Source organism: uncultured Selenomonas sp. (assembly GCA_905372355.1).
In the GTDB taxonomy this organism is placed as follows: domain Bacteria; phylum Bacillota; class Negativicutes; order Selenomonadales; family Selenomonadaceae; genus Selenomonas.
This window is the reverse complement of sequence record CAJPOT010000010.1, coordinates 53066-65492: the sequence shown is the minus strand read 5'-3', so window position 1 is coordinate 65492 and position 12427 is coordinate 53066. Positions and strand designations below refer to the sequence as shown.

Here is a 12427-nt window from a genome sequence, read left to right as displayed (position 1 = left end):
TTGAGACCGATGGCGCTCATGGCGAGCACGATGGCGAACTTGCCCGCTTCCCCGAGGAAGTGCGAGAGCGCTTCGGGCAGGACGCCCGTCGTATTGACGATGGAAGCGACGACGAACCACAGGATGAACATGGGGAAGATGCGCTTGAGGCTGAACCCCTTTCCCTCCGCCTTGGAATCGCGTGCCGCGAAGAGCGCGAAGGCGAGGCACACGGGCACGATGCACAAAGCACGCGTGAGCTTGACGATTGTCGCATAGCTGCCTGCCTCGTGGCTGTAGGAGTAGCCGGCCGCAACGACGGACGAAGTATCGTTGATCGCCGTGCCCGCCCACATGCCGAAGCCGAGATCACTCATGCCCATGAAGTGCCCGAGGAAGGGGAAGATGAAGACGGCGATGACGTTGAAGAGGAAGATCGTCGAGATGGAAAAGACGATGTCCTTGTCCTTCGCGCCGATGACGGGCGCGACTGCCGCGATGGCTGAGCCGCCGCAGATCGCCGTACCCGCGCCGATGAGCGTCCGCGCATCACCTTCGACGCCCAAGAGCCTGCCCGCGCCCCAGGCGACGAGAAATGCCGTCGCGAGCGTCGATGCCATGACGGCAAGCGACTGCGAGCCGACCGACAGAACATGGTAAAGGTTCATCTCGAAGCCCAAGAGGATGATCGCGTACTGCAGGATCTTCTTGCCCGTGAAGCTGATGCCCGCCTCGAAGTTCTTCGGACGCGCAAGGCGCGCGAAGCACATGCCGAGGAGGATGCCGAAGACAGGCCCGCCGATGATGGGGAAGAACTTCCCGAGGACGTATGCGGGAACGGCGAAGAGCAGAGCGTAGGCAATGCCTCGCAAATACTCGCTTTTCATGATGGAAAAACATCTCCTTTGATTGGAAATCCAAGCGGTCAAGCCGAAGGCAAGACCGTGCAGCTTGCAAAAGTCGCCGCATGATTCGGAAAATGCGGCATCTTCTTTAGTGTACTATGAAAGTCCAAGAAGTCAAGCCCAAGGACGACTTATGTCGCAAGATATTCTCCATAAAACTTCTCATCGCAATTTTATGGAAAAATGTGCAAAAATATATTATGAAATGCAGAAAACCGTGCGAAAAGGGCTTGTGGAATACAGAAAAATGTGCAAGAATATAGTTATATTATGAAGAAAATCGTGATGCTTGTCCTGCATGAACCCCTGCGCCCTTTGGGGGCTTGCCTTTCCCGTGGCAGGACAATGCAATCGAACGAGGAAGGAGGCGTTCCGCATGAAGCGCAATGCCATGGCCGCCTTGCAGCAGTGGAAAGACAGCAAGAATCGCAAGCCGCTCGTCTTGCGGGGAGCGCGGCAGGTCGGCAAGACCTGGCTCATGAAAGAATTCGGCAGGACCGCATACGAAGACTTCGTCTATTTCAACTTCGACGAGGACGAGGCGCTCAAGTCCATCTTTGAAACGAACAAAGACCCGCATCGCATCGTCGAACTGCTCTCTCTGATTGTAAACAGGAAAATCGAGCCGGAAAAGACCCTGCTGATTCTCGATGAAATTCAAGAATGCCCGTCAGCGCTGAACGCACTCAAATACTTCAAGGAAAAAGCGAGCGACTATGCGACCATCGCGGCGGGCAGCCTGCTCGGAACGCTCCTTGCCCAGCCGAAGTCGTATCCTGTCGGCATGGTCAATCTGCTCGATCTCGGGCCTTTGACCTTTGATGAATTTCTTGCCGCGACGAATCCGGCGCTTTACGCTTATTACGCGGGCATACAAAAAGGGCAGCCGATTGAGGAAATCTTCCACAACCGTCTGCTTGAAGCCTACGACCATTATCTGATCATCGGCGGCATGCCCGAATGCGTCGCGTCCTGGCAGGAAGCGAAGGATCCCTTGCAGATCGCGCGCATCCAGCATGAACTCGTCGAGATTTACGAAAACGATTTTTCCAAGCACAACGGCAAGGTCAACAGTGCGCGCATCCTCTTGGTCTTCCGAAGCATCGTTTCCCAGCTCGCCAAGGCGAACGAGAAGTTCATGTACGGCGCCGTGCGCACGGGCGGCAGGGCGCGTGATTTTAAAGAGGCCATCGAATGGCTCGTTTCGGCAGGAATCCTCAGCCGCGTCTGCAATGTTTCCAAGATGGAGCATCCCCTAGCGGCCTTCGACCGGCTCGACCAATTCAAGCTCTTCCTCTTCGATACGGGGCTGCTGAAGCACATGGCAAGCGTCGACAACGGTGCGATTCTCCTCAAAAGCGACTTCCAATTCAAAGGGCCGCTGACAGAGAACTACATCCTGCAGCAGCTTCGCGGTCAATTCCCGCTCGCGCCGCGCTATTACGCCGACAAGAACAGCGAGATCGACTTCGTGCTGCAAAACGGCATGGAGATCGTGCCCGTGGAAGTCAAGGGCGGAAAGCGCAAGGCGGCGCCGTCGTTCAAACGCTATATCGCCACCCGAGCGCCGCAGTGTGCACTGCGCTTTTCCCGGCTTGGCTATCAGAAGGACGGCGCCATCACGAACCTGCCCCTCTATCTTGCAGCAAGGGCAAAAGACTTTTTATAATTACGAAATCTCATAGCGGCGAAAGCGCGCGGCTTCTTCTTCGCTCAGACGGACGCGGACGCGCGTGCCGCGCTCGTCATAGTCCATCTGAAGCACCTGCCCCGCCTCGTGCAGGCGCGTGACGGCTGCGTTCTCCGTAAAGGGGATATGAAGCGTAAGCTCGACCTCGCCCGTGCGGAAGAAATCGGCGATCTTTTCCTGCAGAGCGGCAAGCCCCGCGCCCGCCCTCGCAGAGATGGCGCAGCCCTCGCGATCGCGCAGGAGGCGCAGGACGGCGGGCGGCAAAGGCGCTTCTTCCAAGGACGGAATCTCGCCCTCGGAAAAACCGCCCGCCGCGTCACTCCCCGCTGCCTCGTGCCTCGCATCGTCTGCCGTGTCGACTTGCGCCGCTGCGTCGCCTCCGCCCGTGCCGCCTGCGCCGTTCGTCAGGCGATCGAGCTTGTTCAGCACATAGAGCATGGGCTTTTCGGCTGCGCCAAGCTCCTTAAGGACTTCAGTGACGGCCTCGATCTGGAACTCGGCAGCCTCGTTCGACACATCGACGACATGCAGCAGAAGGTCGGCTTCAACGACCTCTTCGAGCGTTGCATGAAAGGCCTGCACGAGCGTATGCGGCAGCTTCTGTATAAAGCCCACGGTGTCAGTCACGAGGATTTCGCGGCCGTCCGCGAGCCGAAGAGAGCGCGTCGTCGGGTCGAGCGTCGCAAAGAGCTTGTCCTCGGCGAAGACCTCTGCGCCCGTCAAGGCGTTCAAGAGCGTCGACTTACCGGCGTTCGTATAGCCGACGAGAGCGGCGACGGGGATGCGCGCGGCGCGGCGGCGCTCGCGATGCAGCAATCGCTCCTTCTTGAGCCGCTCGATCTCGCCCTCGATGTCGTGGATGCGACGACGGATGCGGCGACGATCGACTTCGAGCTTCGTCTCGCCGGGGCCGCGCGTGCCGATGCCGCCGCCGAGCCTTGAGAGCACGAGTCCCTGTCCCAAGATGCGCGGCAAACTGTACTTCATCTGCGCCAGCTCGACCTGCAGCTTGCCCGCCGCCGTGCGCGCTCTCTGCGCGAAGATGTCGAGGATCAGCGCCGTGCGGTCGAGGATCTTCACGCCGAGCGCCATTTCGAGATTCCTCTGCTGCGACGGCGTAAGCTCATCGTCGAAAATGACGAGCGTCGCACGCTCGTTCTGGATGAACATCGCCATCTCTTCAACCTTGCCGCGCCCCAAAAAGAACGCCGTGTCGGGCTTCGCCTTCTTCTGGATGAACGTGCCGACGACGGTCGCGCCCGCCGTGCGTGCAAGCTCCGCCAACTCGGCGAGCGAATCCTCCGTCGTCCACAGAGCGCAAGTCATGGGCGCGTCGATCCCAGCGAGCACGGCACGTTCCTCCTCATCGTCCGTCGCCTGCGTACGCTCCCTCGAAAGACGCCTGTTTATGCTCTGGATGAGCGGCGTCAGGCGGATGCGATTCAGATGATCGGCGCGCACAGGGCCGAAAATCTGCACTTCGAGCGTGCCGTCCTCTTCCTTCTCGCCCGTAAAGAAGCCGAGGCAGCCGACGCTCTCGCCCGCGAGTCGCCCGATGGCCGCCATCGCGTCGAAGCGCAGGCGGCGAAGCGACGAGATGTCGGGATCGCTGAGCTCCGTATCGCCGCTCGGATGCGTATGGATGCAGCGCACGCCCGAAAGACGCACCTCCGAGCGGGCATCGACGGCGGGCAAATCGACCGTCCACGTGTTGCCGACGGAAATTTCGATGATGCGCCCCTTGCGGTCGACGTAGACGGCGACTTCGCGCCCGATTTCCTCCGTGACGGCGATGAGCCTCTCGTTCAGCTCCTTCGTCGAAAGCTGCCCGACCGGCACGCTCAGATCGTAGAGGCTCTGCAGTTCTCGCATGATATGCGGCTTAAGATTCTGAATCTCGCCCTGGAGTTTTTTGCCCTTCATAGCGCTTCCTTTGCTGTAAACTCTGCCGCCGTCATAATTTTCGGCTGCTTTATACCGGATTCTAAGAAGTCCTTATCTCCCGTCAGTATAATATCCACGTTTGCTGCCGCAGCAGCTCGCAGAATCGGACGATCCTTTGTATCTCTTATCCGACGTTCCTCTTTCACGGATTCATCGGGAATTGGAACAATCTCGATTCCATAGAGAGCAACTGCCAAAAAGCGCTCCATCGCAGAGATTTTCTCAGGAAATTTCCGATTGAACACGCGCCTTAACTCATCAATATTCTGCGTGCACACAATCCCACAATTCGGATAGGATACAGCTTTACAGTATGCTTGAAATGGCGTTTTGCTTCCCAATATTGCCGAAATCAATATATTGGTATCAATCATCACGCGCATTTCGCATCATTCCCCTTCGCTGCGGATTTCCGTGACCATGGCATTTATCGCTTCCTCCGATGTCAGACCTGCCCTTTGCGCCTCGCCGAGCATCTCATTTTGCAGTACTTGCATAGCATATACAGCGGAATTTACCATACGAACCGAGCCCTTTTCTACGATAAAAGTGACCCGGCTTCCGTGATCCAGCCCCAGAACATTCCGTACATCTTTCGGAATCGTTACCTGTCCTTTTGCCATGACTTTGGCATTGTCTATAAACGTATCCGGCGCAGTTGCTGCCATCATCGTAAAAACTCCTTTCAAAAAGTAGGAAAAATCCTACTTTGAATGTAGCATATTCGTCGCACTCTGTCTATCCCTAAACAGTAGAAAAGTGTTCTCACCCTCGATTGACGATATTCTGGATCTGCTTGAGCGTGATGGAGATCGTGCCGTCTTCGCCGCGGCGGAACTCGACGAATTCCGTGTTGTCGAAGTAGTCCGTCGGGATCACAAGCTCGATGCCCGTATCCGTTTTGAGCTTGTGATTCTTCATCTTCTTGAGGATGGATTCCTTGTCCATCTCCACGGGCGCAGCGAATCCTGCTTCCTCGATCGCCCGCTCGTAGTCCGCCTGCATCGCGGGATTGCCCTTGAATACCTCTCGGCCAACTTCCAAGGGATTCACGGCATCCTTTTCGGCAAGCTCGCCCGCGACGAAGGATTTGACGGCAGCCGCCGTCTCCACGGCATCGCCGCCGTAGGCTTCGGCGACCTTCTTCGCCGTATCGCTCGCCTTCTTCAAAGCCTCGCGCGCCGAAGGCGCCTGTCCGCATTCCAAGACAAGCTCGGGCAAGACGAAGATGGCGTTGCCGTCGACGCTGTAGCGCTTGGCACGCACATGGACGGCAAGCGTCGCGAGATCGACGAAGGCGAACTCGTCCATCGTCGCCGAAGCGCTCGGCAACAGCGAGCCGCAGGAAGAAAGCTCCGCCGAAAGCCCGCTCTCCGTATCGACGACAGCGGGCGAAAAGCCCGCATGGCTGCGGCAGAGGAAGAAGATGAGCTCGCGCCGCTCATCTTCGTGCGCGTCGAGCACAAAGAGCATCATGCTCGCCGCCTCTGCCGCATGGGAAAACGCACGCAGAAAGCTCTCTGCCAGCGTGCGCGAAAAGGCGAGGAAATCCTTCTCGCCCGCAAGATAAGCGGCGATTTCCTTCCTGCACTCGCTGCCCTCGTAAAATGTCCCCGCCTTCTTGTCGGGACTCTTGCGGCTCTTCTCGATATGCGCGAGAAGGTATTCGCTCGTCTCGCCCGTAAGCGGCAGCTCCGCCGCCGAAAGAAGCGAAGAGCCCGCCGCGTCGAGGATATGAAGCGCCGCCTTGTCGATTGTGGTCATATTGCACCGCCTTTCGGAGAACGACCCGAATCCCTCTGACCTTCCCCTTTATCGTCCATCCTCATTCTATCAGAAAATCTTAGCATCGCCTATAGAAAAAAGAAGGATTTCCCATCATCGACGGGGAATTATAGCAAAAGGGTTTTCTCTGCAGAGCGTACGGCAGAGAGCGGGCGGTCGTGGATTCGCCCCGCACACGATACAGCGATTCCAGGGAACGGGAGAGATTATGCCATGGAAAAGGAGCATGTGACAACAGGCAGGAAGGTATACCTGGGCAATCATTCCATTGAATATGAAGCGTTCATCGCCGAGCCGCGCCTGATCGAGGTCGATCCGATGGAGTGGCAGAAGTATATGTCGGAGCAGGCGAAGCGGCGCTTGAAGAAGGCCGAGGCGAAGGCGCGCAAGAAGGCCGAGGCGGAAGAAGCGGCGCGTCGAGCGGCAGAAGAAGAGCGAAAGCGCGAGGAGGAAGCAGCAGCCAGGGCGGCGGCAGGGGAAGCTGCATCTGGCGAGGAGTCGCCCGAGGACATCGCCGCACGCATCGCGGGAGACAGGACGCAGGCGCAGGCGGACATCTTGGATATCGCCAAGCATACGGTTGAGGATGCTCCACAGGCGGAAGACGTCGCCTCGCGCATCGAGCGCGAGCGGCGCGAGCGTCAGGCGACGCTCCTCGACTTGGCGAAACAGCAGCAGCAGTTGGCGGCAAAGCGAAGCCGATGATCGAAAAGCGGCTTTTGCAAACGGAGCGCTTGGACTTTTCTCAACTCAATATACGCGCAAATGCTCACTTTGCAGGGATTGTGCACGCCTCTTACATGAAAAGTCCATCGGTCTCCCCCTCAGGCTTGACCCCTTGGATTTTTACGGTAAATCGTCAGAAAATCTTGACAAGTCAAACCATTTGCTGTATAATGAAGGCAAGCAAAGGGGGAAAAGGAAGCCGGCGGATGAAGTGACCGGTACCTGCGCTTGACGGGGGCAGTCAAAGGAAGCCTCCGAATACTCGGAAAGGAGGAGAATCCGATGGGACGGTGAGTCTCGAAAAAAAGTCGGATGAGAAGTGAATGACGAAAGAATCGTGCCTGAACGAATAACCGCCGCGCGAAAGCGCGGCGGTTATTCGTTCTTTGCGTTTGCGTCAATACATCGCAGCAATCCGGGCAGGCACAGAGCGATGGCCGCCATCTTTTCGCATGTTCGGCCATGCGCGTCCAAAGCGGTTCAATCCCACTTCGCTATGCCAGCAGTTCGCCGAGATTTCCCATAATCTTCACATGCGGCAGCGCCTCGAAGGCAGCTCTTTCCGTCGTGCCCGTGAGCACGGCGGCGAAGTCGACGCCGGCCGCCTGCGCCGCTTCGGCGTCGACCAAGTTGTCCCCCGTGTAGATGACCTCGGACTTTGCCGCGCCGAAGCGGCGGCAGGCGGCGAGAATGCCTTCGGGCGAGGGCTTGAACGTCTCGACGTCCTCGCAGCCGATGACGAAGTCGAGAAGATGCGTGACATTTTCAGCGATGAACTTCTCCATGATGCGATGGCGCGTCTTCGTCGAGATGATGGCGGTCTTCACACCTGCCGCACGCAATTTTTCGAGGAGCGGCAGCGTCTCGGGATAGAAATGCGTATTCGGCGTCATTTCCTTGTCGGCCTCCTTGCGATAGCTGACGAGGAAACGCTCGCATTCCGCCGCCTCCTCGATGCCCGCAATGCGGCGGATCGCTTCGTCCATCGGCAGGCCGATCGTGCGGCGGATCGCCTCGTCGGGCACGTCGTCATAGCCGAGCTTCCTAAGCGTCGTATGGAAGCAGCCTGTGATGCCCTTTTCCGAATTTGCAAGCGTATAATCGAAATCAAACAGATAATAGCGGTATTTCATTCATTCACCTCAAGATCTTTCTGCAGCCGCTTCTTCCTCGGGGTACTTGACGCCCCAGGCTTCCCGCAGCTTCGTCATGATCTCCATGACGCCCCGCGTATAGTCGAAGCGCATCTCGTTTCCTTCCCCGCGGACGGCGCGCTCCATCGCGAGGACCTCGTAATCGAGCGCTTTTTCCGTCTCGCCCGCCGCAACATCTTCCCGGCGTCCATCCGCCGCCCAGATGATGGAAGCACGGTCGGCACGCGGATAGTCGCAGATCTCGATATAAGCGTCGTCGAAGGAGAACACGGCTCGCTTGGGCTGCTTGGCGTGAAGGGACAGCGTGATGGCGGCCATTTCCTCGGCGCTGTTCTTAAGCACGATGACCGCCTGCTCGTCGACACCGCTCGGTGCAAGACGCGCCAGAGAGACGATTTCCTCAGGGTTTTCCGCGAGGAAAAAACGTGCGCAGGACAAAGCGTAGACGCCGATGTCGAGGAGTGCGCCGCCCGCGAGACGGAGATTGAAGAAGCGGTTTTCCATATCGTAAGGCTTATAACTGCCGAAGCTCAGCTGCGCGAGACGCATCGAGCCGAACTCGCCCGCCTCGATGCGCGAGGCGAGCGCACGATAGAGCGGCATGTGGTAGATCGTCATCGCCTCAGCGAGGACGAGTCCCTTCTCCTCGGCGAGAGAGGCCGCCGTCGCAAGCTCGTGCGCATTGAGCGTGATGGCCTTTTCCGCGAGTACATGCTTGCCGGCGGAGAGCGCCTGCATGATGTAGGGCGCATGCGTATTGTGCGGCGTCGAAATGTAGACGATGTCAATGTCCGGGTCGGCGAAGAGAGCCGCCGGCGTATCGTACGCTTTTTCTATGCCGAACTCTGCCGCGAAGTCCCTCACCTTCTGCGGCGTGCGCCCCGCTGCAGCGCAGAAGCCGCGTCCGAGCCGCTGCAGCGCCTGCGCCATTTCATGCGCGATCGTGCCGCAGCCGATCGTCGCCCAGCGGCAGGTTCTCTTCTTTTCCATAACGTACAACCCCTTCAAGCGAGCATTTCCAGCAAGCGTGCAATCCATAGTCCGAGCGGCGTGCCGATGATGTGTCCAAGGATCGCCAGGAATATGCCGACGGGGATCAAAGCGCCGGAATACAGGCTCGCGAGAATCGGCGCTGACGCTGCGCCGCCGATATTCGCCATCGAGGATATGCACAGCGTGAACATGTCGAGCCGGAAGATGCGTGCGATCAACGCCATGAGAAGGAAGTGCACGCCGAGGATGATGAAGCCCGCGAGCACCCAGGCGGGTGCATCGCCGAACTGCAGCAGGGATGTGCGCGAGGCGATGAGCGCGATGAGCGAGTAGAGCATCACGTTTGCAACCTCCATGGAGCCGGCAATGCGCCCGAGCGGAGAAAAGGCGGCGATGAGTCCGGAGGCTGCAATGAAGAGAATCGTCCAGATGGACTGCGTGAGAAAGGGCATGGCAACGTAAAGCAAGGGGCCGAGATCTGCGCCAACGGAGGAAACGAGGAGCGACGTGCCAAAGATCAAGAAGATTCCTTGAAAAGAAATATCTCCCGTCCTCCTCGCATCATCGTCCTCGATCGCCTGCGATACGGCGTCCAGCTTCGCCGTATCCACTGCCATCCAGCGATTGAAGCGCGGGGCAAGCGTGACGAGCCAGAAGAGGAACAGGACCCAGATCGTATAGTCGATAGAGTCGACGATGAACGCACCTTCCATGTCGATCGTTGGAATGTGCAGCGCGGTCTGAATCTCCATGATATTGTCGTAGCCGCCGATCCATGAGCCGGAGAGTGCACCGAGCGTCATCCACGCGTTGACGCCGAGATGATCCTTCATGGCGAGGAAGGCGACGACGAACCCGGCGGCAATCGTGACGGTCGCAGAGAAGAAGCCGAGGAGCATGCGCGGCCCGATGCGAAAGATCTTGCGGACATCCGAGCGCAGGAGCATCGTGAAGATCATCGCATAGGTCAGGAGCGCCGAAAGCTCGCGATAGACGGGCTTCGTTGCCGCCATGCTCCAGACGCCGAGCGTAGCGAGCAGCATCGAACCGATGTAGATGAAGACGACGCCGGGGACGAAGCGAAAGACCGTCCACCCCGTCACCCTTTCGGCAGCAAGAATCACAGACGCGAAGAACACAAGGACGGAGACATAGGAAAGCCCGTCGGTGATCATCAAATCCCTCCTTTTTTGCAAAAGCGTCGGTATACAGAACTCCCTGCCAGTATACCATAAGGAAAGCGCCCGGACTACTCGCCTTTCGTACAAATCCAAAAAAAGCGCCGCACAGGCGCCTCTTTTGGTCAAGTATTGAGAATTCATGCACACCCCGCACATGCGGGAGACGTGCCAGGCAGCATCAAGAACGTACGGGAAGCTTCAACATCGCCGAGCAGCGCTTCCTTGAGAGTCTCACTGCAGGTTGATTCCGTGAATCTCTTCGGCAAGGCGCTTCAATGCCTCGACCGTGCGCACGCCCGGCGTGATCTCCGAGAGTTTCACCTTGAGGAAGTGGTTTTCCTTGACGGCCTTGACATTCGCAAGCTGAGGATTTTCCTTGATGGCGGCGACCTTCTTCTGGAAGTCGTCATCGTTCCGTATGCCGTTGCTGTAGTCGGCAATGATGATGTACTCGGGATCTGCAGCGACCACGCTTTCCCATGTCGTCGCCGCCCATGTCTTGTCAACGCCGGCGTCCGCCATGACATTTTCCGCGCCGATAAGCTTGAGGATGTTCGTCGTGTAGCCCTTGTAAGCAGTGAAAGGCTTACCGTCCGAGGCGTCGTAAATGAACACGCGCTTTTTCGGCAGATCCTTGATCTTTTCCTGCACGTCTGCGAGGATCTTCTTCTGCCCGTCAACCCATTCCTGCGCCTTCGGCTCGACACCGAAAATCGCGCCAAGCTTCATCATGTCGTCAAACACGGTATCGAGGCCAGCATCGAGCTTCTGCATCGAAGACGGGATATAGATGGGCACGCCCTGTGCCGTAATCGAATCTGCGGGAATGCCGCGCTTCGTGAAAGGCACCTCCCAACCCGTTGCGAAATCGGGCTTTTCTGCCATGAAGGTTTCGTAGGACGGCCACTTTTCCGCGAGCACCTTGACCTTGTCATAAGACGCCTGCAAGGGCGGGTAAATGTCTTCCTCCTTCATCGCCGTGCCGACCATCTTATCCTCAAGACCGAGCGCGAGCATCATTTCCGTCGTTGCCTGCGACATCGAGATGGCGCGGCTCGGCGCCTTTTCCACCGAAGCCGTCACTTCCTTCCCGTCGAGCGTTTCCGTCCATGTGACGGGATAGCCCGCCGCCTTTCCTTCCTCCGCCTTCTTTGCGTCATTGCCGCAGCCGGCGAGCGATGCGAGGAGCAGGGCGGCGAGTCCCGCCGCAGCCGTCTTCTTCAGCCATTTCTTCATAAAGATCCTCCTTTGATATATACCCTTGCCGCAGCGCTTGCCGCGACCATACGACTCATACAAGGAAACGCTGAATGTATCAGTGATTCTTCAATAATTCAAATAGACGCGCCCGTTCTTCTCAAATCGCACGAAGGGAACGCCGAAGATCTCTTCCAAAAGCTCCGTGCGCATAACGGCGCCCGTCTCCCCTTCTTCTCGTATGCGACCGTCTTTCATGACGACGACGCGGTCGGCATACTGGGCGGCGAGCGACAGGTCGTGCAACACGAGGACGATCGTGCCGCCGTAGGCGCGCAGCGTGTTCATGAGCGCGACCTTGTAGCGGACGTCGAGGTGGTTCGTCGGCTCGTCCATAAGGATGAGTTCCGGCTTCTGCGCGAGAACCTTGGCGATCATGACGCGTTGGATCTCGCCGCCCGACATGCTGCCGATGCGGCGCTTCGCCATCGCCTCAATGCCGACCTCGCGCATGGCAGTGCGCGCGATCTCGCAGTCGGCTTGCGTGTAGTCGCGAAACTGCCGCTTGTAGGGGAAGCGCCCCATGACGACGACGTCCTCGACAGCGAAGTCCGCGATGGTTTCGCGCTGCTGCGGCAGCATTGCCGCCTTCAAGGCGTAAGCGTGCGGCGAAATCGCGCTGATGTCTTCGCCGCAGAAAAAAACGTGACCGGGCGCAGCACGATTCTTCCCGAGGAAGGACATCAAGGTGCTTTTTCCCGATCCGTTTGCACCGAGGATCGCCGTGATCTTTTCCGCAGCGAAGTCGACGGACACGTCGTCGAGAATCTTTTTTGCGCCGACCGTGAAAGACAAGTTCCTGACCGAGAGCAT

The 12427-nt window shown here is 58.1% G+C and carries 12 protein-coding genes; 2 read left to right on the top strand and 10 right to left on the bottom strand.

Annotation, left to right across the window (positions count from 1 at the left end):
* On the bottom strand, positions 1-866 hold an 866-nt coding region (locus QZ177_RS07565; RefSeq protein WP_294176506.1), incomplete at its 3' end, for a putative sulfate exporter family transporter.
* A gap of 394 nt (positions 867-1260) precedes the next feature.
* Between QZ177_RS07565 and QZ177_RS07560 the strand changes: the two genes are divergently transcribed.
* Positions 1261-2553, top strand: coding sequence for an AAA family ATPase (locus QZ177_RS07560; protein WP_294176505.1), 1293 nt, complete (start codon positions 1261-1263; stop codon positions 2551-2553).
* Here the strand turns inward: QZ177_RS07560 and hflX are convergent, their stop codons facing one another.
* The 4 genes from hflX to QZ177_RS07540 form a co-directional block, all read right to left on the bottom strand.
* Positions 2554-4497 carry a GTPase HflX gene (gene hflX / locus QZ177_RS07555; protein WP_294176504.1) on the bottom strand — a complete coding sequence of 648 codons (1944 nt, stop codon included), beginning with the start codon at positions 4495-4497 and terminating at the stop codon, positions 2554-2556. It abuts the gene before it with no gap.
* Positions 4494-4901: a putative toxin-antitoxin system toxin component, PIN family gene (locus tag QZ177_RS07550; RefSeq protein WP_294176503.1), complete on the bottom strand. Its 408-nt coding sequence runs from the start codon at positions 4899-4901 to the stop codon at positions 4494-4496. The genes hflX and QZ177_RS07550 overlap by 4 nt, the downstream gene beginning before the upstream one ends.
* Positions 4902-4907: 6 nt before the next feature.
* Positions 4908-5189: an AbrB/MazE/SpoVT family DNA-binding domain-containing protein gene (locus tag QZ177_RS07545; protein WP_264917908.1), complete on the bottom strand. Its 282-nt coding sequence runs from the start codon at positions 5187-5189 to the stop codon at positions 4908-4910.
* Between the two features lie 94 nt (positions 5190-5283).
* A complete protein-coding gene (locus tag QZ177_RS07540; RefSeq protein ID WP_294176499.1) occupies positions 5284-6282 on the bottom strand; it encodes a nucleoid-associated protein in 999 nt (332 codons plus the stop codon).
* Positions 6283-6516: 234 nt separating this feature from the next.
* Here QZ177_RS07540 and QZ177_RS07535 point away from each other — a divergent pair, with 234 nt between their 5' ends.
* Positions 6517-7008, top strand: coding sequence for a hypothetical protein (locus QZ177_RS07535; protein WP_294176497.1), 492 nt, complete (start codon positions 6517-6519; stop codon positions 7006-7008).
* 515 nt (positions 7009-7523) lie between these two features.
* Here the strand turns inward: QZ177_RS07535 and QZ177_RS07530 are convergent.
* The 5 genes from QZ177_RS07530 to QZ177_RS07510 all read right to left on the bottom strand — a co-directional run bounded on the left by QZ177_RS07530 (position 7524) and on the right by QZ177_RS07510 (position 12427).
* Complete coding sequence (locus tag QZ177_RS07530) at positions 7524-8162, bottom strand: HAD-IA family hydrolase (RefSeq protein WP_294176495.1); 639 nt, start codon at positions 8160-8162, stop codon at positions 7524-7526.
* A 9-nt stretch (positions 8163-8171) separates the two neighbouring features.
* A complete protein-coding gene (locus QZ177_RS07525) occupies positions 8172-9173 on the bottom strand; it encodes a Gfo/Idh/MocA family oxidoreductase (RefSeq protein ID WP_294176493.1) in 1002 nt (333 codons plus the stop codon).
* A 14-nt stretch (positions 9174-9187) separates the two neighbouring features.
* Entirely contained in the window at positions 9188-10351 is a 1164-nt protein-coding gene (locus tag QZ177_RS07520; RefSeq protein WP_294176492.1) for a DUF819 family protein, read from the bottom strand.
* Between the two features lie 237 nt (positions 10352-10588).
* A complete protein-coding gene (locus QZ177_RS07515) occupies positions 10589-11593 on the bottom strand; it encodes an ABC transporter substrate-binding protein (RefSeq protein ID WP_265070544.1) in 1005 nt (334 codons plus the stop codon).
* Between the two features lie 90 nt (positions 11594-11683).
* The gene (locus QZ177_RS07510; protein WP_294176490.1) at positions 11684-12427 is read right to left on the bottom strand and encodes an ABC transporter ATP-binding protein; all 744 of its coding nucleotides are present in this window, start codon (positions 12425-12427) and stop codon (positions 11684-11686) included.

Excerpts from the sequence above, each read along its gene's own strand:
- QZ177_RS07530 (WP_294176495.1), bottom strand. The coding sequence starts at position 8,162 with ATGAAATACCGCTATTATCTGTTTGATTTCGATTATACGCTTGCAAAT.
- QZ177_RS07545 (WP_264917908.1), bottom strand. The coding sequence starts at position 5,189 with ATGATGGCAGCAACTGCGCCGGATACGTTTATAGACAATGCCAAAGTC.
- QZ177_RS07535 (WP_294176497.1), top strand. The coding sequence starts at position 6,517 with ATGGAAAAGGAGCATGTGACAACAGGCAGGAAGGTATACCTGGGCAAT.
- QZ177_RS07525 (WP_294176493.1), bottom strand. The coding sequence starts at position 9,173 with ATGGAAAAGAAGAGAACCTGCCGCTGGGCGACGATCGGCTGCGGCACG.
- QZ177_RS07510 (WP_294176490.1), bottom strand. The coding sequence starts at position 12,427 with ATGCTCTCGGTCAGGAACTTGTCTTTCACGGTCGGCGCAAAAAAGATT.
- QZ177_RS07540 (WP_294176499.1), bottom strand. The coding sequence starts at position 6,282 with ATGACCACAATCGACAAGGCGGCGCTTCATATCCTCGACGCGGCGGGC.
- QZ177_RS07515 (WP_265070544.1), bottom strand. The coding sequence starts at position 11,593 with ATGAAGAAATGGCTGAAGAAGACGGCTGCGGCGGGACTCGCCGCCCTG.
- QZ177_RS07560 (WP_294176505.1), top strand. The coding sequence starts at position 1,261 with ATGAAGCGCAATGCCATGGCCGCCTTGCAGCAGTGGAAAGACAGCAAG.
- hflX (WP_294176504.1), bottom strand. The coding sequence starts at position 4,497 with ATGAAGGGCAAAAAACTCCAGGGCGAGATTCAGAATCTTAAGCCGCAT.
- QZ177_RS07520 (WP_294176492.1), bottom strand. The coding sequence starts at position 10,351 with ATGATCACCGACGGGCTTTCCTATGTCTCCGTCCTTGTGTTCTTCGCG.
- QZ177_RS07550 (WP_294176503.1), bottom strand. The coding sequence starts at position 4,901 with ATGCGCGTGATGATTGATACCAATATATTGATTTCGGCAATATTGGGA.